General features: G+C 70.3%; 20 protein-coding genes. 11 read left to right on the plus strand and 9 right to left on the minus strand.

Annotated features, from left to right (window positions below; translation table 11 throughout):
- Positions 1 to 14 precede the first annotated feature (14 nt).
- Entirely contained in the window at positions 15 to 521 is a 507-nt protein-coding gene (locus tag WME79_RS06640) for a hypothetical protein (protein ID WP_437533427.1), read from the plus strand.
- Positions 522 to 797: 276 nt separating this feature from the next.
- The gene (locus WME79_RS06645; protein ID WP_437533430.1) at positions 798 to 1,277 is read left to right on the plus strand and encodes a DUF2383 domain-containing protein; all 480 of its coding nucleotides are present in this window, start codon (positions 798 to 800) and stop codon (positions 1,275 to 1,277) included.
- A 141-nt stretch (positions 1,278 to 1,418) separates the two neighbouring features.
- Here WME79_RS06645 and WME79_RS06650 read toward each other — a convergent pair whose 3' ends face one another.
- The 5 genes from WME79_RS06650 to WME79_RS06670 form a co-directional block, all read right to left on the minus strand.
- On the minus strand, positions 1,419 to 2,585 hold the full coding sequence (locus WME79_RS06650) for an acyl-CoA dehydrogenase (protein WP_437533432.1): 1,167 nt from the start codon (positions 2,583 to 2,585) through the stop codon (positions 1,419 to 1,421).
- A gap of 251 nt (positions 2,586 to 2,836) precedes the next feature.
- On the minus strand, positions 2,837 to 3,982 hold the full coding sequence (locus tag WME79_RS06655; protein WP_437533435.1) for a class I SAM-dependent methyltransferase: 1,146 nt from the start codon (positions 3,980 to 3,982) through the stop codon (positions 2,837 to 2,839).
- 43 nt (positions 3,983 to 4,025) lie between these two features.
- Positions 4,026 to 4,226, minus strand: coding sequence for a hypothetical protein (locus WME79_RS06660; RefSeq protein ID WP_437533437.1), 201 nt, complete (start codon positions 4,224 to 4,226; stop codon positions 4,026 to 4,028).
- A 27-nt stretch (positions 4,227 to 4,253) separates the two neighbouring features.
- Positions 4,254 to 5,432 (minus strand): iron-containing alcohol dehydrogenase, encoded by a 1,179-nt coding sequence (locus WME79_RS06665; protein ID WP_437533440.1) that lies wholly within the window; start codon positions 5,430 to 5,432, stop codon positions 4,254 to 4,256.
- Between the two features lies 1 nt (position 5,433).
- On the minus strand, positions 5,434 to 5,751 hold the full coding sequence (locus WME79_RS06670) for a putative quinol monooxygenase (protein WP_437533442.1): 318 nt from the start codon (positions 5,749 to 5,751) through the stop codon (positions 5,434 to 5,436).
- A gap of 294 nt (positions 5,752 to 6,045) precedes the next feature.
- On the opposite strand from WME79_RS06670, the gene WME79_RS06675 reads away from it, so the two are divergent.
- From WME79_RS06675 to WME79_RS06690, 4 genes are all read left to right on the plus strand, one after another.
- Positions 6,046 to 7,230 (plus strand): hypothetical protein, encoded by a 1,185-nt coding sequence (locus WME79_RS06675; protein WP_437533445.1) that lies wholly within the window; start codon positions 6,046 to 6,048, stop codon positions 7,228 to 7,230.
- Positions 7,227 to 7,904, plus strand: a complete 678-nt coding sequence (locus WME79_RS06680; RefSeq protein WP_437533448.1) for a hypothetical protein — start codon at positions 7,227 to 7,229, stop codon at positions 7,902 to 7,904. The genes WME79_RS06675 and WME79_RS06680 overlap by 4 nt, the downstream gene beginning before the upstream one ends.
- 139 nt (positions 7,905 to 8,043) lie before the next feature.
- Positions 8,044 to 9,972 (plus strand): ATP-binding protein, encoded by a 1,929-nt coding sequence (locus tag WME79_RS06685; RefSeq protein ID WP_437533451.1) that lies wholly within the window; start codon positions 8,044 to 8,046, stop codon positions 9,970 to 9,972.
- Positions 9,973 to 10,229: 257 nt separating this feature from the next.
- A complete protein-coding gene (locus WME79_RS06690) occupies positions 10,230 to 10,613 on the plus strand; it encodes a response regulator (protein ID WP_437533453.1) in 384 nt (127 codons plus the stop codon).
- A gap of 18 nt (positions 10,614 to 10,631) precedes the next feature.
- On the opposite strand, the gene WME79_RS06695 is transcribed toward WME79_RS06690, so the two are convergent.
- The 3 genes from WME79_RS06695 to WME79_RS06705 all read right to left on the minus strand — a co-directional run bounded on the left by WME79_RS06695 (position 10,632) and on the right by WME79_RS06705 (position 15,382).
- Complete coding sequence (locus WME79_RS06695; RefSeq protein WP_437533456.1) at positions 10,632 to 12,284, minus strand: glycerol-3-phosphate dehydrogenase/oxidase; 1,653 nt, start codon at positions 12,282 to 12,284, stop codon at positions 10,632 to 10,634.
- A 209-nt stretch (positions 12,285 to 12,493) separates the two neighbouring features.
- Positions 12,494 to 14,533 carry an ABC transporter ATP-binding protein gene (locus WME79_RS06700; protein WP_437533459.1) on the minus strand — a complete coding sequence of 680 codons (2,040 nt, stop codon included), beginning with the start codon at positions 14,531 to 14,533 and terminating at the stop codon, positions 12,494 to 12,496.
- A gap of 258 nt (positions 14,534 to 14,791) precedes the next feature.
- The gene (locus WME79_RS06705) at positions 14,792 to 15,382 is read right to left on the minus strand and encodes an NAD(P)H-dependent oxidoreductase (protein WP_437539786.1); all 591 of its coding nucleotides are present in this window, start codon (positions 15,380 to 15,382) and stop codon (positions 14,792 to 14,794) included.
- A gap of 215 nt (positions 15,383 to 15,597) precedes the next feature.
- Between WME79_RS06705 and WME79_RS06710 the strand changes: the two genes are divergently transcribed.
- The 4 genes from WME79_RS06710 to WME79_RS06725 all read left to right on the plus strand — a co-directional run bounded on the left by WME79_RS06710 (position 15,598) and on the right by WME79_RS06725 (position 19,471).
- Positions 15,598 to 16,101 carry a response regulator gene (locus tag WME79_RS06710; protein WP_437533462.1) on the plus strand — a complete coding sequence of 168 codons (504 nt, stop codon included), beginning with the start codon at positions 15,598 to 15,600 and terminating at the stop codon, positions 16,099 to 16,101.
- 179 nt (positions 16,102 to 16,280) lie between these two features.
- The gene (locus WME79_RS06715; RefSeq protein WP_437533465.1) at positions 16,281 to 17,858 is read left to right on the plus strand and encodes an alkaline phosphatase D family protein; all 1,578 of its coding nucleotides are present in this window, start codon (positions 16,281 to 16,283) and stop codon (positions 17,856 to 17,858) included.
- A 61-nt stretch (positions 17,859 to 17,919) separates the two neighbouring features.
- Positions 17,920 to 18,078, plus strand: a complete 159-nt coding sequence (locus WME79_RS06720; RefSeq protein WP_437533468.1) for a multicopper oxidase domain-containing protein — start codon at positions 17,920 to 17,922, stop codon at positions 18,076 to 18,078.
- Positions 18,079 to 18,316: 238 nt separating this feature from the next.
- Positions 18,317 to 19,471 carry a hypothetical protein gene (locus WME79_RS06725; protein WP_437533471.1) on the plus strand — a complete coding sequence of 385 codons (1,155 nt, stop codon included), beginning with the start codon at positions 18,317 to 18,319 and terminating at the stop codon, positions 19,469 to 19,471.
- 181 nt (positions 19,472 to 19,652) lie between these two features.
- Here WME79_RS06725 and WME79_RS06730 read toward each other — a convergent pair whose 3' ends face one another.
- Positions 19,653 to 21,395, minus strand: coding sequence for a serine protease (locus tag WME79_RS06730; RefSeq protein ID WP_437533474.1), 1,743 nt, complete (start codon positions 21,393 to 21,395; stop codon positions 19,653 to 19,655).
- Positions 21,396 to 22,301: 906 nt separating this feature from the next.
- Between WME79_RS06730 and WME79_RS06735 the strand changes: the two genes are divergently transcribed.
- Positions 22,302 to 24,083 carry a zinc finger MYND domain-containing protein gene (locus WME79_RS06735; RefSeq protein ID WP_437533477.1) on the plus strand — a complete coding sequence of 594 codons (1,782 nt, stop codon included), beginning with the start codon at positions 22,302 to 22,304 and terminating at the stop codon, positions 24,081 to 24,083.
- The last annotated feature ends 68 nt before the right edge of the window (positions 24,084 to 24,151 follow it).

The following is a 24,151-nucleotide window of genomic DNA, read 5'->3' on the forward strand; positions in this document are numbered from 1 at the left end:
CCAAGGAGGTCTGCATGGCGAGCCAGAGGTTGATCACCGGGATGGTGCGAGCACGTGGGGAGGCCGAGGACGCCGTCCGGCGGATCCTCGACAGCGGGCACACGCGACGGGACATCTGCGCCATCGTGAGCGAGGCGGCCCGCCGGCAGCACTTCGCGCGCTCGCGCACGCAGGGCACGGCCTCGCACGGGAGCGCGCTGACCTCCGTCCTCGCCGCGGCGAGCGCGGGGCTCGTGGTCCCGGGGCTGCGGCTCGCGGTGGCCGGCCCCATCGCGGTGAGGCTCGCGGACGCGAGCTCGGCGAGCGAGACGGCCAGCCTGAGCAGCGTGCTCGTCGACGCCGGGATCCCCGAGCACAGCGCGCCGGAGGTCGAGAGGCGCCTCAAGGAAGGCGCGATGCTCCTCGGCGCCCTCGCGCGCGACGAGAAGGACGCCGCGGCGCTGCGCGCGATCCTGCGAGACCCAGGCAACGGCGATTTCTGCGGCACCGGCAAGGGAGATCGCGTGTTCGCCGCGCTGTGAGCCCGCCGGCGCCGCCGCCGGGACGATGAGCTCGCTTCATGACCGCGAAGTCCAGGACATTGGAACGGGACTTGAAGGGAATGAAAGAGTTCAGCCGAGACTGATGCAGTACAAGGCGAACATGTACCCCTGAGGCACAGGGGGCGCACGCTTTCCCGCAGCGGCGACGATCCCTGGCGATCGCGGCTCCTGCGTGGACGTATGGCGTGGATGCCCACCTTGGGAGGTAAGGAGGAGAGGAATCGGGCGTTCACCAGACATCGCAGGAGAGTACCCATGGAACCGGTCGCATTCGCAGACGAGAGCGTGGGCCTGGACGGACTCATCGACGATGACTCGATCGAGCAGCTCAAATCGTTCTGCCGCGGCGAGATGTCCGCGGTCGAGACCTACCGTCAGGCCATCGCCGCGGCGCGCCAGGGCTGGGTTGCTCACCACCTGCGGCTCAACCTCGCGTCGCACGAGGCGCGGGTGAAGGTGCTGCGCCGGCGGATCGAGGAGCTCGGAGGCGACCCCCCGGCGAGCTCCGGGCCATGGGGCGCGTTCGCCAAGGCCGTCGAGGGGACCGCGGTGGCGCTCGGCCACAAGACGGCGCTCTCGGCCCTGGCGGAGGGGGAGGAGCACGGCCTGAAGGACTACCGGAACGACATCGAGGAGCTCGACACCGAGTCGCACGCCCTGGTGCGGGACGTGATCTTGCCGCAGCAGGTGTCGACGCGCCGCTCGCTCGCGGATCTCAAGCGGCACCTGCCGTGACGCGGGGGGCCGTCGACGGATTGTCTGATGGATGATGTCGCCGTCTTCGTCGCGTGCTTTCACACGCGCCGAAGACCCGAGTCATGGAAGCGGAGACGCTGAGAGCAACGTCGGTGTTGGGACGGGGGCGAACTCCCCCGCTCAGCCCTTCGCGTCGTATCCCGCCTGGAGCAGCTTCGCGATCGTGGAGAGCTGCATGTTCGACGTCCCCTCGTAGATCTTCCCGATCTTCGCGTCGCGGTAGAGCTTCTCGACAGGATAGTCCTTGGTGAAGCCGACGCCGCCCATGAACTCGATACAGAGCGACGCCGTCCGCTCGGCCACCTCGGACGCGAACAGCTTGGCCATCGCCGCCTCCTTCACGAACGGCTGGCCCGCGTCCTTGAGCCGCGCGGCGTTGTAGACGAGGAGGCGCGCGGCCTCGATCTCCATGGCGACGCGCGCATACTGGAACTGCACGCCCTGGAAGCTCGCGATCGACTGCCCGAACTGCTTCCGCTCGCCCATGTAGCGCATCGCGTGATCGAACGCCCCCGCGGCCAGGCCGAGCATCTGCGCGCCGATGCCGATCCGGCCCTCGTTCAGCGTCTCGATGGCGATCTTGTAGCCCTTGCCGACCTCGCCGATCACGTTGCCCTCCGGCACCTCGCAGTCCTCGAGGACGAGCTCGCACGTGCTGGAGGCGCGGATCCCGAGCTTGTTCTCCTTCTTGCCCACCGAGAAGCGGGGGAAGGAGCGCTCGACCACGAAGGCCGTGATGCCCTTGTAGCCCTTCGTCGGATCGACGTTGGCGAATACCAGGAACACCGAGCTCTCGTTCGCGTTCGTGATCCAGAGCTTGCGACCGTTCAGGATCCAGCGGTCGCCCCGGCGCTCGGCGCGGGCCGCGAGGGCGAACGCGTCCGAGCCGGAGCCCGCCTCGCTCAGCGCATACGAGCCGATCCAGTCGCGGGAGAGCCGCGGGAGGTATCTCTCCTTCTGTGCCTCGCTGCCCCAGCGGAGGAACGCATTGGCCACCAGCGTGTTCTGCACGTCGACGAGCACGCTCACGCTCGGGTCGACGACGGCGAGCGCCTCGATCGCGAGGATCGCGCTGAAGAAGCCGGCGCCTGAGCCCCCGTACGCCTCCGGGATCTCGATGCCCATGAGGCCGAGCTCGAACAGCGAAGGGAGCAGATCGTGGTCGAGCGCGCCCTCTTCGTCCATCGCCGCCGCGCGCGGCGCGACGCGCTTCCTGGCGAAATCAAGCACCGAGTCGCGGAAGAGGCGCTCCTCGTCGGAGAGCTGGGTGAGCGGGGGGTGGGACACGACGGTTTCTCCTTGTGGGCCCATGGCGCAGCGCGGCGCCGTGGCGGCGTCGCCCCACTATGCTACGCGAGGGCCACAAGCGAAAGCCGTTCGAGCGCGCCCCGCCCGGTCATCGCCGCGGCGCAACGCAGGCCACGCCGCGTCGACGACGGATGGGGCGCGCCGCCCCGAGCCGCCTCATCCGTGGTGTCGCCGCTCGCTTCGGGGTCGGGATCGTCCAGGCTGCTACGCGCGTTGCTTCACCTGGACGCTCACGCGCGCTTGCCCGCGTCGCGCCGGCGGCACCGGAGCAGCGTGTGGGCGAGGCCGAGGTGGTCGATCTCCGCCTCGACGACGAGGCCTGCCTCGTCGATGCAACGCCGGATATCGGCGGCGCTGTACATGCGGCTGTTCCCGTTCGCGAGGCACGTGAAATACAGGGAAGAGCCGTGAAGACAGTGGACCGCCACCTCGTTCGTCTGCCGATCCCAGAACGTGTCCAGGATCCAGAGCACCGTCTCGTCCCCCATGGCTGACGCGGCCCGCCGGAGGATCTGGAGGATGTCCGCCTCGGAGAAGCACACGAGGAACTGGCTCATCCAGATGGCGTCGAAGCCTGTCGGGAACGCCTGGCTGTGATCCAGGAAGTCGATGGGGGTGCCCATGATCCGGCCGAGCAGGCCGTGCTGCTCGACGTTGACGCGCGCGTCCTCCAGCTGGCCCGGCAGGTCGAGCACGGTGACGCGCACGTCGGGGTCGTGCGTGCAGCACTGGATCGCCCACCGCCCCGTGTTGCCGCCGATGTCGAGGAGCGTCCTCGGCCTCCGCTCGAACACGATGGGCAGCGCCTCGGGGAACGCGGAGTCGGAGTAGAGGTGATCGAACGCAAACCAGCTCTCCCTCACCTTCGGCGGGAGCGCAGGGAGCGCCTCATAGACCGTCGGCCACTCGCCAAAGACCTTCAGGCCAGCCGGCTTGCCGCCCTCGATGGCCTCGTCGAGAAAGCGCATGCCCTCGTAACAGACGTCATGGATGAAATCCATGTTGATGCGGGTCATCCTGTCATTCTCGACGATGAGCCCAACCCGCGTGATCGTGTAGCGCTCGCCACGCTCTCGCGGCTCTGCGTGGGCGTTTGCGCCGCTCGCGACGTTTGCGCCGCCAGCGCCGCCTGCGCGCTCCACCAGGCCGAAGCTCAGGCTCGCCTCCAGCAAGGTCTTGGCGGCATAGGCGGAGAGGCCGGTGTCCTGGGCCACCTCCGCCGGTGTCCTGCCGCCCTTGCCAGCGCGCTGGAGCGCCCGGAGGACGCCGCGGTTTCGCATCACCCGCGCCACCTGGAACATGACGGGCGCAAACGCGATGCGCTGGGCGGCGAGCATGGCGTCGAGGGTGGGATTCGGGGCGGGATCGTTCTTCATCGAGCTCCGGTCGTCGGGGGTGGGGTCGAGCCTAGGGTGCACCCTAGCGCTGGAGGAGCAAGACGAAGCCGCAGACGCCCGTGAACAGCAGCGTGCACTCTGCCCGACCCTCGTCGGCGAGCGAAATCCCCGTCACGCCGCAGAGCATGCCGAACACGAGGCTCGCCACGCTGATCCGCCGCCGCTGGTCGATCGACCGGACACGCGGCGGAGAGGGCGGTCTCGTGCGGTACGGGCTTGCCACCCCGCAATGATACCACCGGCGCCACGATCACAAGGACCCCGCCGCGATGTCGAACAGCTCCTCGTCGGTGAGCGGCAGCGGGTTCGCCTTCATGCTGCTCGCCGCCCTGGCCTTCGCGACCAGCGCCGGGAGGTCCGCCTCGCCCATGCCGTAGCGCCGGAGCCCCGGGATCGCGAGGTCGCGGCAGAGCTCGCGGACCCAGGCGATCCCTTCCTCGGCGACGGCGCCGGCGCGCCCCGTGACGAGCGCGGCCAGCTCGTCGAAGCGCGGCAGCGCGCGGTGAGCCGGGTCGCGCGCGCGCAGCGCCCGCAGGTTGACCTCCAGGACGGCAGGTAAGAGCGCGGCGCACACCGCGCCGTGCGGCGCGTCGAACATGCCCCCCGCGGGCGCCGCGAAGCCGTGGACCGCCCCGAGGCCGGCGTTCGCGAGGCAGAGGCCGCCGAGCAGGCTGGCGATCGCGAGGTCGTCCCGGGCCGGCGCGTCGGCGCCCTCCAGGACCGCGCGGCGCAGCGAGCGCGCCGAGCGGCGGATGCCCTCGCGCGCGAGGCCGTCCGTGAGCGGGTTGCTGCGGCTCGACAGGAACGGCTCGATGAGCTGCGAGAGCGCGTCGAGCCCGCTCGACGCGAGCACCCCGGGCGGGGCGCCAGCGAGCAGGTCGGGGTCGACCACGGCGAGGCGCGGCAGCATGTGCGGGCTGCGCAGGCTCGCCTTCACGCCGGCCTCCCGCGAGGCGAGCACCGCGTTGCGCGTCACCTCCGCGCCGGTGCCCGCGGTCGTGGGGATCGCCACGAACGGCACGGATGGCCTGGAGAGCGCTCCCCCCTTGCCGATGACCTCCAGGTAATCGAGCGGGTCGCCGCCGTTCGCGACGAGCGCGGCGATCGCCTTGCCGGCGTCGATCGCGCTGCCGCCGCCGAGCGCCACCACGACGTCGCACCGCTCGGCCGCGGCCCGCGACGTCCCCTCGCGGGCGATGTCCACCGTGGGCTCGCCCGCGACGGCGAAGCGCACCGCGGCGACGCCCGCCGCCGCGAGCGCGGCGAGGAGCGGCGCGGCGCGGCCGGGATCCTGCCCGGTGACGACGAGCGCCCGCGTCCCGCCGAGGCCCCGCACGGCCGCGGGCACCTCGGCGACCTTGCCTGCGCCGAAGGCGATGCGCGTCGCGGTGGCGAACTCGAAGGCGGGTTCATGGCCGGGAGGCGCCATGTCAATACCCCGCGTCGTCAGGGAAGACATTGACGTATTTCCGGCTGGTCCGTGGCTCGGCCATCATCTCCGCGACGGTGTCCCGCCACCGCTGGTAATGCGCCGTTTCCTTGTGTGCGGCCGGCGCTTCCTTGGTCCTGTAGACCTCGACGAGCACAAACCTCGCGGGATCCTCGGTGTCCTGGACGACGTCGAACCGGGCGATCCCCGGCTCCTTGACGCTCTCGCGTGCGTTCTCGATGGTCGCGTTCCGGAATGCGTCGATGAGCTCGGGTCTGACACGTACATGCACATGCACGACGAACAGGCTGTTGGACATGCGCGCAATCTAGCTCGGGCGCGCTGCCGCAGGAACCCGGCTCGCGCCGCCGCCGGCCTTCCGGGAGAGCGCGCGCAGGCCGCGCGGGCTCGGCCGAGCGCGCTGCCTCCGGGCGGGGCGCGGCGGCGGGGGGCGGGGCGGGCGCGCGGGTGGTGGCGCGGCCGGCAGAGCGCCGTCGTCCCCTGCGTGGACTCCCGACTTGGCCCGGCCGGCTCGCGCACTACGATCGTCGTGACCCGGCGTGTGGCTCGGCAGGCGTCGAGTGCATGAGCGCCGCGAGCGAGGAAGGTCGATATGGCGGATCCGACCACGGAGAGCCCGCAGCCCGATGCTGCGCAGTCCATCGCGCTGTATTCCATCGAGTTCAGGTCCGATCACGGTCTCCTGAAGGACTGCAAGGAGGAGAGCGGCTGGAGGAACGAGGGAGCCCTGTGCCCCCGGCCGGAATGGACGCCGTCGGGCGCCGTCCCCCTCTCGATCTCGATGGGCCGGCACATCGTCGTCCGGCTCGAGCTCGCGCAGCGCGACGCCTACAGCGCAGCGGCGGCCGAGATCCGCGCCGTGGGGCCCGGGGGCATCGTCCTCGAGAGCCGCGGTAACGGGGCCGTCGCCGCGCCGCTCGATCTCTTCTCCTCGCGGCAGCTCGGGAGGAAGATCCAGAAGTTCAACCTCGCCCTGAGCTGGTCTGCAGGCGCGGGAGCTATGGTGTCGCCCGCCCGGACCTCGAACGTCGTCTATGTCACGATGGGCAGGCCCCAGACCGACAGACAGGAGGTCTGGCAGGAAGATGGGGTGACCTTGAAGCGGATGGACAGGGCGGTCTCCTGGATCTCGCCGCTCGATACCCTCGATCCCCACGAGATCGTGGAAGGGATCATGGTCAAGTTCCCGACGTACACGCTCCTGCCGAGCCCCAGGGTGCCCCGGAAGTACCATCACCCGACGTACATGAACGACGAGGGCGGCGCCTGGCCGATGACCGATCACGTGGAGGAGAGCGGGGAGTGCCAGGCGATCGTCCGCCTCATCCGCGGCATGCTGCGCCAGCTCGGGATCCCGGGGCGGACGCGCATGATCGTGGTCTGGGGCGACCCCAACGTGGGCGGCGGGCGCAGGACGCTGTCGGCCGATGTCGAGCAGAACCCGTGGGCGGGGCTCGACGTCACGAAGGTCGAGGGCGGCCGCGTGTGGCGCGCGGCGCTCGTCGACGGGCCGGTGGAGGTGGGGAGGACCTATCCGGCGTCCCATACGCGCCTCCCCGACGGGACGCTCAGCCCGGGGCTCAACCGGTACGAGGCGTGCCTCGAGTTCTCCCATGGCGGCGTGACGAGGTACTACGCGGGGGGCGCCGGCGTGTTCGATTCCGTGGAGCCGATCCTGGGCGTCTTCTGGGGGCTCATCTGGTTCAGCTCGGCGCCGGACGACGGCTACCGCGTGGAGCAGATCGTGGCGACCTACAGAAACGGAGGCTGGGGATGAGCGCGCACGCATTTCACAAGCAAGACGTCGACGCGAAGATCGCGGGGTGGCTCGCGGCCGTGGCGCGCGTCGCCCCGGAGGGCTTCACGCCCGTCGAGCGGTTCGACGACGTGCCGGCCCAGGCGCGCGCGGAGTCGTTCTACTGGTGCGACTCCATCTTCAGGGATGAGCTCAACCCGCACGGCGAGGCCGTGAAGGCGCGCCACGCGTTCCATGCCGCCACGGACGATACGCCCGACCTGCTCCGCCACGAGTACGCCGCGGGCGGGCTCGGGTTCACCGTCATCGAGGGGCGCAACTTCATTCTCGTCCAGGTCGATCGAGCGAGCCTCGATATCCTCTCTCTCTGCGGTCCAGACCGCGCCGCCGCCGTGCGCCGGGTATCCGAGGCGCTCTTCAACACGGGCGTGGAATCGAGCGCGGTGGGCATTCCGGTGACCTCCGGTCCGGCGGCCTGCCCGGACGCCGCCGGGACACAGGAGCTCGAGGAAGGGACGGTGTTTTCGAGCAATCCGGCCGCGGACCCGGATCTCCTCACCTGCTGGAAAGACCGCACGGAGTGCGGTGTTCAGGGCGGAAGGCTCTACTTCCTCTGTTACAAGAAATCATCCCAGCGCGTGGGGTTCGCGAACGCATGGCAATGGTTCGACGACCGGAGGGCCGGGGTCGGGTGAGGCGGGGGTAGGCGCGCGCGGGAAAGCCCGGGAACGCGCGGGGACGTGCGGGAACGTAGATCACCGCTGCGCCGGTATTGCGTCAGCGCGCCGTGCGCGGGATGTTGCGCGCGTGGCGGGAGCACAGGCACCCAGGATCTTGATCTTCCCAGGCGGCCCCTCGGGCGCTGCGCAGGCGCTCGCCGCGGCGCGCGGCTATGTCGCGGTCCCGGCGCGGGACGTCGAGGCCGGGCTGGATCTCCTGGCGACTCAGCCGTTCGACGTGGCCGTGCTGGCGGACGAGGGGCCGCTCGAGGACACGCTCGCGCTCTGCCGGCGGCTGCGCGCGGCGCCCGGGGGCGATCGCGTGGCTCTCGTCGCCGTTACCGGGAGCGCGGGCGCGACCGCGGCGCTGCTCGAGGCGGGCGCGACGGTCGTGGCGGCGGCGCTCGAGCCGTCGATCGCCATCCAGCTCGACGCGGCGGTGTGGTGGGTGCGGCGGCCGTCGGCGCATGGGGCCGACCGGGCGCCCGCGGAGCGCGCGCTGCTCGAGCGCGCCGCGCGCTCCTTCCGCGACGCGTCCGCGGAGGTGATCGGCCTCCTCGTGTGGGACGCGGCGGGGGGCGTGCTCGACGCGAACGACGCGTTCCTCGGCATGGTGGGCTACGCGCGCGAGGACGTCGAGGCGGGGCGCCTCAACTGGATCGCGATCACGCCGCCCGAGCACCGCGCCGCGGACCAGCGCGCCCTCTCGGAGGTCCTGAAGAACGGCATCTGCCCGCCGTTCGAGAAGGAGTTCCTGGCCCGCGACGGGCGGCGCGTGCCCGTCCTCATCGCGCCTGCCCTGGTCGAGGGGGCGCGCGATCGCGGCGTCTGCTTCGCCTTCGACATGAAGGCGCGCAAGGCCGCAGAGGACGCGCTCCGGACGAGCGAGGAGCGCATGCGGCTCGTCGTGCGCGCCACGAGCGACGCCTTCTGGGACTGGGATCTCTCGTCGGGGCGCGTCACCGGGAGCGAGCGCATGCGGAGCTTCTATGGCACGGGCGGCGCCGACATCGAAGAGGACGCGGTGTGGTGGTTCGAGCGGGTCCACCCCGAGGATCGCGACCGCGTGATGAACGGGCTGCGGCGCGCGATGGAAGGGGACGAGGGCACGTTCGAGCTCTGGTACCGGTGCCTGCTCGCGGACGGCAGCTACGCCGACGTCCACGACCGGGGCCTCGTGCTGCGCGACGCGACCGGCAAGGCGTACCGGATGCTCGGGGCCGTGTCCGACGTCACGGAGCGCCGGCAGCTGGAGACGCGCCTCCTGCTCGCCGATCGCATGGCCTCGCTCGGCACGCTCGCGGCCGGGGTGGCGCACGAGATCAACAACCCCCTCGCGTACATGGTCGCGAACGTCGATTTCGCGCGGAAGGAGCTCCGCGCGAAGGGGGCCGGCGCGCGCCTCGACGCGCTCCTCTCGGCGCTCGATGAGGCCGCGGAGGGCGGCTCGCGGGTACGGCACATCGTGGGCGGCCTGAAGACGTTCTCGCGCGCCGACGACGGCGAGCTCGGCCCGGTCGATGTCGACCCCGTGATCCAGCTGGTCCTGCGGATGGCGCAGCAGCAGATACGGAGCAAGGCGCGGCTCGTCCTGGAGCTCAGCCCGGTGCCGGCCGTCCACGCGAACGAGGCGCGGCTCGGCCAGGTGATCCTGAACCTGCTCGTGAACGCCGCCCAGGCGCTGCCGGAGGGGAAGGTGTCGGAGAACGAGATCCGGATCTCCACCGCCCCCGCGCCGCCTGGCCGCGTGTGCATCGAGGTGTGCGACACAGGGCCAGGGATCGCGCCGGAGCTGCAGAGCCGCATCTTCGACCCGTTCTTCACGACGAAGCCCATCGGGGAAGGGACGGGGCTCGGGCTCGCGATCTGCCACGGCATCGTGACGAGCTTCCGGGGCGAGATCGGCGTGGAGAGCGAGGTCGGCAAGGGCGCGTGTTTCCGCGTGCTCTTGCCTGTCCATGACCATCGCGTGGGGGCAGGCGAGGAGCGCAACGCCGCCTCGGGCGGGGCCTCCGATGAGCTTCCCGAGGAGGCCGCTCAGTAGGCGCGGCGGCGCGGCGGCGCGGTGTAGAGCACGCCGCCGTCCGTGGCGGACAGGCACCGACAGGTAGCGCGCCGTCCGTGCTCCGGCGCGCTGCGGGGCTGCTCCGCGGGATCGACCGCTTGCCAGGGCCGCGGCGGTCGCTCAAGTTGCGTCACCGGCCCCATGAACACTCGATCGGTCAGGGCCGCAGCTGGGCTGCTCGGCGGGTCAGCAGAGGAAACGCGCCGCGCGGCGCAGTCCGGTCGTGAGGTTCGGTCATGATCGAGAAAACGGGCCGCATCCTGGTCGTCGAGGACGATCTGGATATCAGGAGCATTCTGACGCAGCTCCTCGTGTTCGAGGGGTACGACGTCGAGGAGGCCGCGGACGGCGCCGAGGCGCTCGCGCTGCTGCGGCGGGACGTGCCGCCCGCGCTGATCCTGCTCGATCTGATGATGCCGATCATGGATGGATGGCAGCTCCGCGCCGAGCTCCAGCGCGACCCGGCGCTCGCGTCGATCCCGGTGGTGATCGTGTCCGCCGACGTGCGGGTCGAGCAGGAAGCGTCGCGGCTGCGCGTCGCGGGCCTGCTGAAGAAGCCGCTCCAGATCGAGCCGTTGCTCGAGCTGGTCCACAGCATCTGCGGCGCGCCGGCGCGATGACCCGGGCGGGGCGCGGCGCTACCTGACCGTCAGCGCCGCGGCGGGCGCCTTCGCCTCCGCGAGGCGGCCGGCGCCGTGCTCGTGGAAGTACTCCTCCAGCCGCCTGTCGGCCTCGTCCCCGAAGAGGAGCTTGCACGCCTCGCGGAGGCCGGGCGACCTCGCGAGCGCCTCGCGGCGGAGCAAGAGCGCGATCTTCGTGCGCCGCCGCAGGAAGTCATCGAGCTTCGCGATCATCTCGTGCTTCGCGGCGTGGGCGACCTCGCAGCGCAGGTCGTCCGCCCCTTCGATCAGCGGATCGGCCATCCTCGGGTCGCTCTGGATGTCCTCGAGCAGCCCGAGCGCCTGCGCGCCATAGCGGCGCCATAGCCGCGTGCTGAGCGTCTCCGAGGCGCGCGGCGGCGTCAGCGCGTCGAGATCGAGGGCGCGCGCCTTGTGAAAGAACTCTTCACGAAGCGCCTCGCCCGGCTCGCCATACCAGCGCTGCGCAGGGCGGGGCAGCGCGACGCCGAGCCGCTGCACGGCGGCGCAGATCTCGTCGCCCACGTTGATGCAATCGGTGAGCTTGCCGCCGAAGATGCTCAGGTGGGCCTGCGCCTGGTCCACCTCGAGGGCGTGCTTGCGCGAGAGCTGCAGCCAGTCCTCGCCGCCCCCGCCGCCCTCGACGGCCAGGGGGCGCACCCCGCAGCGCTCCGCGATGACGTCGGCCTCGGTCAGGGGGCGGGGCAGGTTGAGGCGCTTGTTGATGTTGGAGAGCACGAAGCGCCGGTCCTCGGGCGTCACCGCCGCGCGCGGGCCCTCGACGCGGGTGTCGGTGGTGCCGATGCACGTCCTCGAGCCCATCGGGATCACGAAGAACAGCCGGCCGTCGTCCGCGAAGAACGTGAGCACCCGCCGGCTCGAGGTGAGCCGATCCACGATGAGGTGGATGCCCTTCGAGAAGATGTGGCGGTGCCTCGTCCGCTGGCCCGTCAGGTCGTTGTGCGCGTCCACGAACGGCCCGCAGGCGTTCACGAGCACCCGCGACCGGATGTCAAGCCCCCTGCCCGACAGCACGTCGCGGGCGCGCGTGACCCACGCGTCCCCCTCGCGCCGCGCGCCGAGCGACTCGACGTAGTTGGCCGCCCGCGCGCCGTGATCGAGCGCCGCGCGCACGAAGCCCCAGACGAACCGCGCGTCGTTGTCGACCAGGTACGCGTCGGAGTACTCGAATCCTCCGTCGCAGCCGTCCAGGTGGATGATCGGCTCTTCCCGCGCGATCGCCCGGCGGGAGAGCAGGCGAGGGATGCGCGTGAAGAAGCTGCCGATGATCCAGTAGAGCCAGGTGCCAAGGAAGAGCTTGAAGAGCCCGTGGCGGAAGCCCCGCTCGTGCGCGGCGTAGAACCGGATCTCCTGCACCGATGACGGGTAGCTCCTGAGGAGGAGGTTCCTGGACGTGCAGAGCTTCCGCACGAGCGGGAACTCGAAGCTCTCCATGTACTTGATGCCGCCCCAGGCGAGGTTCGACGACTCCTGGCTGGTGAACCCGGCGAAGTCGCCCCGATCGATCAGCGCGACCTTCGCCCCCCGCGCGGCGAGGGCCGCGGCGGCGACGGCGCCGTTGATCCCGGCGCCGAGGACGAGGACGTCGAACGTTTCGCGGCTCAAGCTGTCGATGTTCGTGGCCCGCAGCATCGATGGCGATCCGGCGAAGGCGCGGCCCGCGCGCGCCCCATCTGCTCTATCACGTCCCCGCCGCCTCGTGGCGGTAGACGGCGCCCAAAAGCGCGGCGGCGCGCGCTTCTGTCCGCTGCGCGCGCCGCCGCCCTTCCTCTGCGCGCGCTTCTGTCCTCTGCGCGCGCTGAGCTTCTGTTGCGTCCTGTTACGTCCTGCCGACGTTTCGCTCAGCCCATCAGCCCCTCGGCCCAGCTGCCGTCCTCGCCGCGATACGCGTCGGACGACGGCGCCGGCTGGACGCGGCGCGGGCTGCTCTTCGCCGGGGCGTGGCCGGTGTGGAGGTGCTGCCAGCGCGCCATCTTGGTGTAGACGCCGCCCCGCCGCAGGAGCTCTCCGTGCCCGCCGTTCTCGACGATGCGGCCGCGCTCCATCACGAAGATCTGGTCGCAGTCGACGACCGTGCTCAGGCGGTGGCTCATCAGGACGATCGTCCGCTTCCCCTTCAGGGCCCGCAGCGCCTCGGCGATGGTCCGCTCGTGCTCGGCGTCGAGCCCGTCGGTCGGCTCGTCGATCACCAGGATGGGCGCGTCCGTCAGCAGCGCGCGCGCGATCGCGATGCGCTGCCGCTGGCCGGTCGACAGGTTGAGCCCGCCGTCGGCGATCGCCGTCCGGTAGCCGTCCGGCAGCGCCTCGATGAAGCCGGCCGCCCCCGCCATCTCGGCCGCCCTCCGGATCTCCGGGTCCGTGGCGGAGGGGCGGCCGTAGGCGATGTTCTCCGCGATCGTCGCCGGCAGGAGGATGCTGTCCTGGAGGACGAGCGCGATGTGCCGGCGCAGGTCGGCCACGCGGACCGCGCGGGTGTCGATGCCGTCGAGCCGCAGCGCGCCGCAGGTCGGGTTGTGGAAGCGCGGCAGCAGGCCGAGCAGCGTCGTCTTGCCGGCGCCGACCGAGCCCACGAACGCGACCATCTCGCCCGGCCGGATCGTCGCGTCGAGCCCGCGCAGCACCGGGTGGCCCGGGCGGTACTCGAACCCGACGCCGTCGAGCGAGAGCGCGCGCGGCTGGGGCGGGAGGGTGGCCGCGTCGTGCCTGTCGACGACCGCCTGGTCGCGGTCCAGCACCTCGAAGACGCGCTGCGCGCCCGCGACGCCGCCCTGCACCGCGGCGCCGGCGCCGGTCAGCTTGCAGAGCGGGTCGTAGAGCATGCCCAGGTAACCGAGGAACGCCGTCAGCGCGCCGAGCGTCATGCCGGGCTCGACCCCGCCCGCCCGGGCCTGGACGATGAGGTAGCCGCCGTAGCCGAGCACCAGCGCGCCGCCGAGCCCGAGGATCGAGCCCATGGCGAGCGTGTGGCGGAGCTCGTCGTGGTGGAGCCTGAGCCACGCCTTCACGCTGTTGCGCAGCGTCGTGTGGAAGCGCGCCTCCTCGTCCGCCTCGCGGCCGAACGCCTGGACGAGGCCGATCGACGCCATCGAGCGCTGGATGGACGTCGCGAACTCGCTCTCGACCTCCTTCGCCTCGGTGCACTTCTTGTGCAGCACGCGCCCGAACTTGGCGTTCGTGAGGAGGAGCGGCGGGACGACCGCGAGCGCGAGGAGCGTGAGCTCCAGGCTGCGCGAGGCCATGATGCAGATCATCACGGCGAGCGTCAGCGCGCTCCCCATCACCGCGACCGCGACGTTGAGGATGCCGTGGAACCCGGAGGCGTCCTGGTTGAGCCGGTAGAGGGCGTCCCCCTGCGGCTGCGCCCGGTGATAGCCCATGTGGAGCGCCTGGAGCTTCCGGTACACGTCGCGCCGCACGCGCGTGAGCCCGCCATAGCCGATGCGGAACGTGAGCAAGGCGCGGCCCATGCCGACGAACTCCTGCGCCACGCGGAGGACGAGCGTGATCGCCGCGAGCCCGAGGACGCGGCCGAGCAGGCTGTCCGGGAGCGGGGCGAGCAGGATGCGATGGACGAAGTCCCCCGCGCGCGGGCCGGTCGAGATGAGGTCCACGATCACAGCGACCGGCCACACCTGGAGCAGGCTGATCGCGATGGAGACGCAGACCAGCACGGCGAGCCCGCCGAGGCGCGCCCACTCGCCCTTGAAATAGGCGCTCACCCGGACGAAGAAGCGGACCCGCTCCGCGCCGGTCGGCTGGCTGGGCGCGGCGCGCGCGGCGGTCAGCTGCGCGGCTGTCCGCGGAGAATGCCTCGAAAACCTGACCCTGCCTTCGCGCCGAGGCGAAGGATGATAGTGCTTGCGGTGAGCCTGTGCGCTCATGGTTCGCTGAGCTCTCTCCTGTCTACGGCTGAGGTGGTCGTCGGCGGCCCATCTCGGGCCCGGCCTGACGATCCATCGGTTACGACCGGTAGCGAGGTATCGCCGCTGGTGTAACAGCCCAACGCGGACGCGCTCTACGCGAGTGCCGAAGAAGAGGTTGGCGCGTGCTGATTTGCTGCGCGGTTGTCCGGGACTCCAGGGCCGGCGACGCCGGCGCGGTCAACGGCACAGGCCGACGGCGCGGCCGGCTCTCCGCGCCTACCCGCGAGTCCGGCTCTCGCACAGCGCGAGCCTGCGGCCGAGGGCGCGCGCCGGCGCGAGATCGAGCTCCGCCGGCGCGCGGTCTTTGCTCGCCTGAGGCGGGCCGTCGCGCTGCGCGGCCCTGCTCGTCGAATCCATCTCCGCGCGGGCGGGAGCCTGGGCCAGGACTCCATGGCCGACGAGGGAGGCCAGCGTCGCCTGGAGCGTCGCGCGCTGCGCTCCCTGGACCGCGGACGGCGAGCAGAACACCGAGGCTACCTTGCCCGCGAGATCGCCGGAGGGCTGCCTCGATCCGTCGAGGAAGCGCCGGATCTCCGCGCACATCGCGCCATAGCGCGCGGGCGACCCGATGGCGATGCCGTCGGCCCAGAAGAGGTCGTCTTGCTGCGCCAGCGGGACGGAGTCGAGGTGCTCCCGCGCGGCACGGATCCGCTCATTCGCCGTGCGCCATCGGTCCTCGATCGCCGCCAGATCGGCGACGCGCCGGAGCCGCACGGTCGCTCCGGCCTGCCTCGCGCCCTGCGCTACGGCGGTCGCGAGCGCGGCCGTGCCGCCATAGAGGGAATAGAAGATCACGGCCACGTTCATGCTGAGCACGCATGCAGCCCTCATACCCGGGTGAGCACGCGGCCGGAGCGCGGTATGCCACGACCGATGAGCCCGCCGCGCGCCCCGTCATGGCATCGTCAAGGACGGCATGAACGGCCCGCTGCCGGGCTCTGGCGCCGTGGATGACGCATGGCGCAGCGCCAGCGGCGCGATTCAAATTGCGCGCCGCGGCCCCACGCCTTATGGGTCCCTTGATGGGCTGGAGCGGATTGCGCGGGGGCGGTGGCGTCGATGTCCCGTGCGCTCCCGGAACGGGGTGCAGCGCGGAGCCGGGCGATCCGCCGGCCACGCCGCCGCGCTCTCCGGGCGCGATGGGGCGGAGGCTCGCGGAGCAGGGGCCCTCTCGACGGAAGACGATCTTCATCATCGAGGACGACCGAGGCGTCTGCGATGCGCTCGTGACCGTCCTGTGCGATGAGGGATACGACGTGATGACGGCCGGGGACGGCGCAGAGGCGCTGGCCAGGCTCCGCGAGGGGCCGACGCCGGCGCTCATCGTGCTCGATCTGATGATGCCGGGGATGGACGGATACGCGTTCCGCGCAGAGCAGCTGCGCACGCCCGCGATCGCCGACGTCCCCGTGGTCGTGCTGACGGCGGGGGCGGCGCCGCGGGCCACGGAGCTCGGATCGGTCGACATCCTGAGGAAGCCTGTCGATCTCGTCGCGTTGCTCGACGTGGTCGGCCGGAACACCTGAGTCGGCGCCGGGACGCCCGAAACAAACATCGCTGAGAGCGCGGCGCGACGGACGCGTTACAGCGCTCGTTTCTTCTTGCCGGGCCGGCGGTGCGTGCGTCATACGCAGCTCACCGCACGCGGTCGACAAGGGGCGAGATCATGTCGATGGCCCGGCGAAGTATCCTTTGCAGCGTATCCATGTTCAGCCTCGCTGCGCTCCCCGGAGTGTCGGGCGGCTGGGGCGCCGCGCCGGACGGCGACGAGCCTTTGCCGGCGTCGGGGGACGCCCCGTCGCCGGCCAGCGAGCTGTCGAAGGCGGTATTCCAGCACGGCGTGGCGAGCGGGGATCCGCTGCCCGATGCCGTCATCCTCTGGACGCGCGTGACGCCCGTGAAGGCGGGCGCGGTGGCGGTGACATGGCAGATCGCGCTCGACGCTGGCTTTGGCGAGATCGTGGGCTCGGGGGCGCTCCTGACGGACGAGGAGCGCGATCACACGGTCAAGGTCGACGCCGGCGGGCTCGACCCAGGAAAGACCTATTATTATCGGTTCATCGCCCTCGGCGGATCGTCGCCCGTCGGGCGTACGAGGACGGCGCCGCGCGGCCGCGCTGGGCGGCTGCGCTTCGCCGTCGCGTCGTGCTCGAGCTATGCGCACGGGCTGTTCCACGGGTACCGGCACATCGCCGTGCGCCTCGACCTCGACGCCGTGATCCACCTCGGCGATTACATCTACGAATTCGGCGACGGCCAGTACGGGAGCGCGCGGCATTACGAGCCCGCGCACGAGATCGTGACGCTCGCCGACTACCGCGCGCGTTATGCCCAGTACCGGCGCGACAGGGACCTCCAGGCGGCGCACCAGCAGCACCCGTTCATCACGATCTGGGACGACCATGAGCTGGCGAACAACACCTGGAAGGGCGGCGCGGGGAACCACACGTGGCCTGCCGAGGGGTCGTGGGAGGAGCGCAGGGCAGTCGCGCAGCGCGTCTACGCGGAGTGGATGCCGATCCGCGAGCACCCGCGCGATGCCGGCCGGATCTGGCGCGCGCTGCGCTACGGCGATCTCGTGGACCTCTTCCTGCTCGACACGCGGTCCTGGGGGCGCGACCGGCAGGCCGACCCGGGCGACCGCGGGGCGATCGAGGCGCCGGCGCGGACGATCCTCGGGCGCGATCAGGAGGCGTGGCTGCGCGCGGAGCTCGCGGGCTCGACGGCGGCGTGGAAGGTCATCGGTCAACAGGTGCTGATGGGCCAGGTCCCGCAGGACCTGAACACGGACGCGTGGGACGGGTATCCGGCGGCGCGCCAGCGCTTCTTCGAGCTCCTCGACGAGGAGCGCGTGCGCGACGTCGTCGTGCTCAGCGGCGACACCCACGCGTCGTGGGCGATCGAGCTCGCGCCGGCGCCGCTCGATCCGGCGCGCTACGACGCCGCGACGGGCCGGGGCGCGCTGGCGGTCGAGATCGCGGTGCCGGGGATCACCTCCCCGTGGCTCACGGAGGAGCAGGCCCGGACGGCCGAGCCGCTGTTCCTCGCGAACCCGCACGTCAAGTACGCCGACCTGTGGCGCCGCGGGTATGCGGTCCTCGACGTGACGCCGGAGCGCGTGCAGGGCGCGTGGTTCCTGTACGATGCGCCCGAGCGCCCGGAGGTCGACGAGGTGTTCGCCGCGGCGTTCGCCGCGCGCCGCGGCGAGAGCCACCTGCTCCGGGAGGAGGCGGCGGCGCCCGCCATCGACGACCCGCCCGAGGCCGCGCCGCCCGTGAGCTGACCTCTGGCGGGGCCCGCGAAGCCACCCGTTCCACCTGCACGGCGTCTTCTTCCAGTTCCAGGTGCTCGGCGCAGATGGCCAGCCTGGGAGGCCGCTCGCGTGGAAGGACACGGTGAACGTGCCTGTCGACGGCGCGGCGCGCTTCGCGGTGCGTTACGACAACCGGCCTGGCATGTGGATGTTCCACTGCCACATCCTCGAGCACGCCGACGCGGGGTGATGGGGATGCTGCACGTCGTGCCGTGAGAGGCCGCCGCGAGGGAAGGCGGCGAAGCGCGCGAAGCTGGACGCGGGGGCTCGCGGTGCGCGGGTTGGGTTGATAACAGCGCTGTAGAAAAACAGGGGCTCTGTTGGTATCTCGCACAACACATCACCTCCGCCTCGGTGGGAGGGGGCTGCGAGGCGCGGACAGGCATGATCCCGAGACGGGGACGCCCTGGATCGGGTAGGATGGGAGCGTGGTGGATCTCGATGCGATCTCGGACCGAACCTACGTGGCTGCGGGGGCGGACTTCGCGTTCGTGATCACCCGGCGGGGCCGGGTCGTCACGCGGCGCGTGCCGCGCGACATGCCCAGGGAGGGCCGTAGCCAGATCGTCGAGGCGGCGCTGAGCCTCGGGGAGCAGGGCCGGCTCGGGTGCGTGGAGCTGCGGCGCGAGGATCTGGTGCCGTACGGCGGCGCGGCGCCCGTCGACGTGTACTTCGGGGTGGCCACCGAGGCGATCCTCTGCGTGGTGATGCCCACGTGGGCGGACCGACGTGATGTGGCGTCCGCGATCGAGCACGGCCTGCGCGACATCGACGAGGGGACGCCGGCGGCGTCGCGGCCGGTCCGGAGCCCGCCGCGGCGCACGCGGTCGCGGCCGCGGGGCGAGGCGGCGCCTTCGTCGGTGCGCCGGCCGGTTGCCGAGGTGCGCGAGGCGCCGGCGGCCATCTGCGGGGCCGCGATCGTGTGCGAGGCGCCGGCGCCGGCCTCCAGGCGCCCGCCGCCGCCGTCGCCGCCGGCCCGCAAGCGGAGCGCGGTCGCGGGGCTGGCCCTCCTCGCCAACGGGGGGCCGCCGCGGTCGCTGGCGCGCCCGGTGGCGCTGCACGAGGCGCCGCCGTCGCCCGGGGCGCCAGCGCGGCCCGCCGGGTCGCTGCCGGACATCCGCATCGGCGAGGCGACGCTCGGGCGCGAGAGCCTCGATGCGATCGGGCGAGAGCTCGGCGGGGCGTGGCCGTCGGCGCCCGAGATCCGGATGGGCGCGGCGTCGGTGGGGGAGGGGCAGGAGAACCTGGCGGCGATCGGGGTGGAGATGCCGGAGCCGGCGCGGGCCGGATCGATGCCGGAGGCGGTGCGCCTCGAGCTGGTGAGCATCAGCCGCGAGAGCCTCATGGAGATCGCGGCCGAGGAGGGGCGCATGGCGGCGGCGGGGCCGAGGCCGTGGGTGCCGCTGGTGCGGCCCGCGCAGGTCACGCGGCCGTGGGAGGAGCAGCCCGAGGAGTCGGGGCGCATGGGCGAGGCCGAGACGGGGGCCGGCGAGGCGGCGGCGGAGCTGAGGGGCGAGGCGGGCGAGCCGGAGAGCCAGATTGTCGAGGTGGGGCGCGCGGGGCGGGGCGCTCGCGCGGGCTGAGTTCGTTGCTGAGGGCGACCCCGGTGTGGCCCAACGGGGCGCCCTCCGCCGCCGCATCGCCCGCGGTGAAGGGCCGGCGGCATCACTCCACAGCCTGCGGGGCTACAACCGCGAAGGCGAACGGCACGTACGTGCTTGGACGGCTACACGGCAAACTTGGCCGCTAGCCATCGATCTGATTTCAACGATACGCGCCCCAGTTGACGAAATACTGGCGATCCGCCGCGTCGGCCGCCGTGAGTCCGGACTGCGTGAGGTACACGCGAAACCCCGTGGGCGTCGGCTTGTAAATCGACGTCACACCGTAAGCGCTGAAATGGGAAGTGTTGCCCCCGAGCGACGCAAAGTAGAGGGGCGTCACCGTCCTCTGGCACGATGAAGTGTTCACGTCAAGATAGATAGAATCCGTCGAATATTGGACCCAGCTCGAGCCGGGCGTGGTGTTGCCCGTGCACTGTGTGAGGTTCGTCTGCGCGGCCGGCGGAGTCGACGCCCAATTGATATGCCATTTATGTTCATTCGCGACGGCAGGCGTGATGTCGTCCTGCACGACGTAGACGCGAAACCCCGTCGGCGTCGGCGAATAGATGCTGGTGGCACCGAGCGTCGTCCAGTGGGAGCCTGAACCACCAAGCGACGTGAAGTAGCGCGGCGTCGACGTCCTGTTGCAGCGGGAAGTACTGACGTCGACGTAGACCGTTCGCGCGTTGTACTGGACCCAGCTCGTCGCGCCTGGCGTCGTGCGGCCAGTGCACATCTCGCCTTGATTCTGGTTGATGCCCGCCCCCTGCCAGTTCAGGTGCCACTGCCAGCTGTTCGCCTGCGCCGGCGTGATCCCGCTCTTGTAGACGTAAACGCGGAAACCCGAGGCCGTCGGGCTGTAGATGGACGTCGCTCCGCGCGTCGTATAATGACCCGAGTTGCCGCCGAGCGAAGTGAAGTACTCTGGCGTCGTCGGAAAGTTGCACTGCGTCGTGTCGACGTCGAGGTAGACACCGTTCGCATTGTACTGCTGCCAGTTCGTGTGCCCGGGCGGAGTCTGACCTTGGCACGCGAAAGGCTGGCTCGAGGTGATCGAGCGAATCCATGGCACATAATCCGCCACTCGCGTGAAGACAGTATACTTCGAGCACGACGGATCGCCCCACGAAACGATTCCAGCGAGTTGCTGATGCCCGGCCCCGTTCGTCGCCGTAAGTGGCCCGCCGCTGTCGCCGAAGCATCCACCTTTCACGCCGTTCGCATAGCCGGCGCATATCATGGTTGGCAGCACTGGTCCAAGCGGAGCCATGGCAGACGCGCACGTCGCCTGATCGACGATGGGCAGGTCGGCCTTCAAGAGCACGCTGGAATGGTCGGCCGTCTCCGTTTCTCCCCAACCGGTGATCGTCGCCGTGTACGTCGCATCATAGCGCCCGTCAGGCATCTCGATCGGCTGAACCGAAGGGCCGAACGTGACCGGTGAATCCATCCGAACAATCGCGATATCGTTTTGTCCTGTCACGGCATCGTAGCTCGGATGGACAAAGATCTCAGCGCCCAAGCGCACCTGTTGGGTCGATTCCCAGGCGTCGATGTTGCGCTTGCCCGCCGCGATGTCGAGATCGGCCGGGCTCACAACGACCCCGTTGTCGTACATGCAATGCGCCGCTGTCACGACATATCGGCTTCCGCCTGCCAACGAATCCGGCAAGAGTGTCCCGCCGCAGAGCTTATTTTCAAGCGTCCCATAGGTGATGACGACCATTTGCCACGGCGCATAACCAGCCGGCGCCGGTGTGCCGCCGATGACCGGCTCCGATGATTCGCCGATGAGATCGCCCTCTCCCTCGCCCCCGTCCGAACAGCTCACGATAGCGCATGAGGCGCCAACGAGGAGCAGCCGACCACCGACGTGTAGCAAGAAGCCTTTCGCTGTCTTCATTGTCTCTCCTTTATTTCAACAACAGACAAAGCCACCTGGACGGGTGACCCGCTTGCCCGCCCTGTCTGCCGCGCCTCCATGGCGTGCATGCCGCTGCGCGAGAGCCTCCCGTCATGGAGCGCTGCCGCGCGAGGCTCGCGCTCCAGTGCAGCGCGCCTCCGCTATCTGCCGACTTCCTCGTTGCTGGCACGCATCGTGGGTGCCTTAAGCACCGCGCGTGCCACGCGGGGCTCCGGCCGGATGCCGCGCCATTCCGCGGGCCGCCAGCTCCGAGGGACCACCTTGCCGGCCCTGGTCGTGACGCTGCGGAGACGGGGCCGACTACGCGCGACCCGATGAGGCGACGGTCATTCGGTCGGCCATCTCGGGACGGTGACATCCAGCGAGCGCGAGGCCCGGGTCAGCCTGGCGCGGGCGGGCCCGGGTCAGCCTGGCGCGGGCGGGCCCGGACGTGCGGTTGCCCGCGCCTCCCATCGGTGGATGCCGCGCGGCTCCTCGATGTTGATCGTTTGATCAAGCGGATCGATCCTTTGATCGAGAGGTGAACCGACGCGAGCAGCGATCGCGACCCGGCCGCGCCGGCATCGTGGTCGCCGGGCGCGAGAGCGGACGCGACCTGCCCCCGGGTCAGCCGAACCTCCTTTGCCGCGAGATGCGCGTAGGCCCGGGTGAGACTCCGCCCTATCCCCTGCGCGCGTCGCCCCTGTCCATCACAGGTTGACGCCACCCGCGCGCCTTGCGCGGCGGCCGCGCCTGGAAGCAGGCCGAGGTGAAGCAGACCCCAGGACTCAACGACGGCCACAACCATGTGCCCAAGAACACCTTGCAGGGAGAAGTTTCCCTGCGTTGCCCGGGGTGTTACACGTCGGAGGTGCGAAAGAGGTTCTCGGCAGGTAGGCGGAGGTCATGAGGCGCACCGATTATTGGGATCGCGTCCTCGACGCGTGTAACGACCGTCGCGATGATCTCGGTGCTTTTCCGCCACCGGTCTTGACCACCATCGGCGCTGCTGAAATCGTCAAGGTGCTGCTCCAGACCGCCGATCCTGGTGGTGGCCCTTACGGAGGTACCATGGCGTGCAGCGTCGTGCAGCTTCACGATCTGGTGAGCGGCCAACAGACATTCGTCGTCGCGTTCTCCGGCTACCACCCGACCCTCCGGCTCGACCTTGGGCGCGGCGCAGCCGAGCTGAAAGACGCATTCGAGGGCCTGGGCAAGTCGGTCACGCCAGCGCCCCGCTTCTGGTATCGAACCGCTGCCCCGAACTATTACGTTCCACTCCACCAACAGACCCAGGAGTATTTCAAAAGGAACCTCCTCGTCCCCAAGCCGGACAGCGACACCGGGGAGATGGAGGGCGTGGACGTGACCAAGCGGGCGGTCAAGTTCGAGGACATCCAGCCCTACCTGGATTTCAATGTATGGAAGACCAAGGTCTTCGAGGGCCGCAAGAGGATCCTGACCGATATCACGACGACCACGACGGACAGGGTCATCGAGGGCAAAGGCAGCGCGCCCCCGAAAACGATCCAGATCACCACCAACACGCCGCAGTTCGGCGATGAGACCGGCGACTTTTCGTACGCGTACCGAGGTAAGGCGGACCGTAAGAAGGTGGCCGACATGGCCAAGAAGAAGGGTGATCACATCGGCACTGCGATGTACACGCCGGGAGAGAGCTTCGCCCAGCTCAAAGGGGCCATTCAGGCATTCCTCTGCGGCATGCTGTCGTCGTTCCTCGCGTTGCGCATGGACCTCATTCAGCAGACCGACGTCCCCGCGGCGGTGAAGAGCGCGCGCGCCTTGATTCGTCAATTGAAAGCCATCGGGGACAGCAAATGGCGAGCGCTCGCGACGTATCTGGAGCAGGTATTGATCTCCCCGAGGCTGACAGCCTCGCAGCTCGATATGGAGGTGACCGCCGGTCTGGCGCGCGAGCGGAGGGGGAATGATCTATCACCGCTCCCGGATCCCGAGGACAGCAGGCTCAGCAAGAAAGAGCGCGGTGTCTTGAAGAAAGAATGGGGAAAGCGTCACTGGAAAGACGTGCCCACCCATGCGCGGGTCACGACGTCGGAGCTGCAAATAGGCCTGCGCAATCTGAAGAAGCCCACCACGGGCGAGCTCGTGTCTGCTCGTAAGGAGCTGGTCGAGGAGCTCCAGAACGACGAGCTGCTCGGCGATCTTCTGCCGCAGATCTGGGCAGCGTCCGGGGGCGGACCGAATGGTCAGTTCTGCGCAGAGCCCAAGGCGTTCGACGATGTTCGTAACGGCAACCTGATCGAGCGCGGGATCGATCAAGGCAAGAGCCGGGCTGTGATCGTGGGGCAGCTGGCGGTGTGGTATTCGGGCGGCGATCAGCCGCGCCCGTTCAGCGAGCAATTGTTGATCATTGGGCCCGAGGGCGACGAGACAAAAAGCAAATCGGGCGGCTACATGCTGCCATGCTCATCGTGCTCGGCGCGCTCGGCCGTGATGATGGAGGGGGTGACGAGCTTCAATCCGGACGTCGAGGCGCCGACGCTCTTTACCAAGTGGGATGTACAGATGCGCGATCGCTGCGTGATCTGCGGCGAGATTACCAGGCTCCAGTGCGGCCGGTGCTTCGCTGTGTCCTACTGCAAAAAGGAGCATCAGCAGCGCGACTGGAAGCGGCACAAGACCTTTTGCGCGCCGAACAGGCGGTAGGGCGGTCGCCTAGGCGCTCGGCCTCCCGCTCACTCCTGCGGCGTCAGGAACCGCGAGTCATCGGGCGA

Source organism: Sorangium sp. So ce726, assembly GCF_051521405.1.
Classification (GTDB): Bacteria; Myxococcota_A; Polyangia; order Polyangiales; family Polyangiaceae; genus Sorangium.

What these genes read in the sequence shown, in the direction of transcription:
- WME79_RS06640 (WP_437533427.1), top strand. Translation starts at nt 15, where the DNA reads ATGGCGAGCCAGAGGTTGATCACCGGGATGGTGCGAGCACGTGGGGAG.
- WME79_RS06645 (WP_437533430.1), top strand. Translation starts at nt 798, where the DNA reads ATGGAACCGGTCGCATTCGCAGACGAGAGCGTGGGCCTGGACGGACTC.
- WME79_RS06655 (WP_437533435.1), bottom strand. Translation starts at nt 3,982, where the DNA reads ATGAAGAACGATCCCGCCCCGAATCCCACCCTCGACGCCATGCTCGCC.
- WME79_RS06665 (WP_437533440.1), bottom strand. Translation starts at nt 5,432, where the DNA reads ATGGCGCCTCCCGGCCATGAACCCGCCTTCGAGTTCGCCACCGCGACG.
- WME79_RS06670 (WP_437533442.1), bottom strand. Translation starts at nt 5,751, where the DNA reads ATGTCCAACAGCCTGTTCGTCGTGCATGTGCATGTACGTGTCAGACCC.
- WME79_RS06675 (WP_437533445.1), top strand. Translation starts at nt 6,046, where the DNA reads ATGGCGGATCCGACCACGGAGAGCCCGCAGCCCGATGCTGCGCAGTCC.
- WME79_RS06680 (WP_437533448.1), top strand. Translation starts at nt 7,227, where the DNA reads ATGAGCGCGCACGCATTTCACAAGCAAGACGTCGACGCGAAGATCGCG.
- WME79_RS06690 (WP_437533453.1), top strand. Translation starts at nt 10,230, where the DNA reads ATGATCGAGAAAACGGGCCGCATCCTGGTCGTCGAGGACGATCTGGAT.
- WME79_RS06695 (WP_437533456.1), bottom strand. Translation starts at nt 12,284, where the DNA reads ATGCTGCGGGCCACGAACATCGACAGCTTGAGCCGCGAAACGTTCGAC.
- WME79_RS06700 (WP_437533459.1), bottom strand. Translation starts at nt 14,533, where the DNA reads ATGAGCGCACAGGCTCACCGCAAGCACTATCATCCTTCGCCTCGGCGC.
- WME79_RS06705 (WP_437539786.1), bottom strand. Translation starts at nt 15,382, where the DNA reads ATGAACGTGGCCGTGATCTTCTATTCCCTCTATGGCGGCACGGCCGCG.
- WME79_RS06710 (WP_437533462.1), top strand. Translation starts at nt 15,598, where the DNA reads ATGGGCTGGAGCGGATTGCGCGGGGGCGGTGGCGTCGATGTCCCGTGC.
- WME79_RS06715 (WP_437533465.1), top strand. Translation starts at nt 16,281, where the DNA reads ATGTTCAGCCTCGCTGCGCTCCCCGGAGTGTCGGGCGGCTGGGGCGCC.
- WME79_RS06730 (WP_437533474.1), bottom strand. Translation starts at nt 21,395, where the DNA reads ATGAAGACAGCGAAAGGCTTCTTGCTACACGTCGGTGGTCGGCTGCTC.
- WME79_RS06735 (WP_437533477.1), top strand. Translation starts at nt 22,302, where the DNA reads ATGAGGCGCACCGATTATTGGGATCGCGTCCTCGACGCGTGTAACGAC.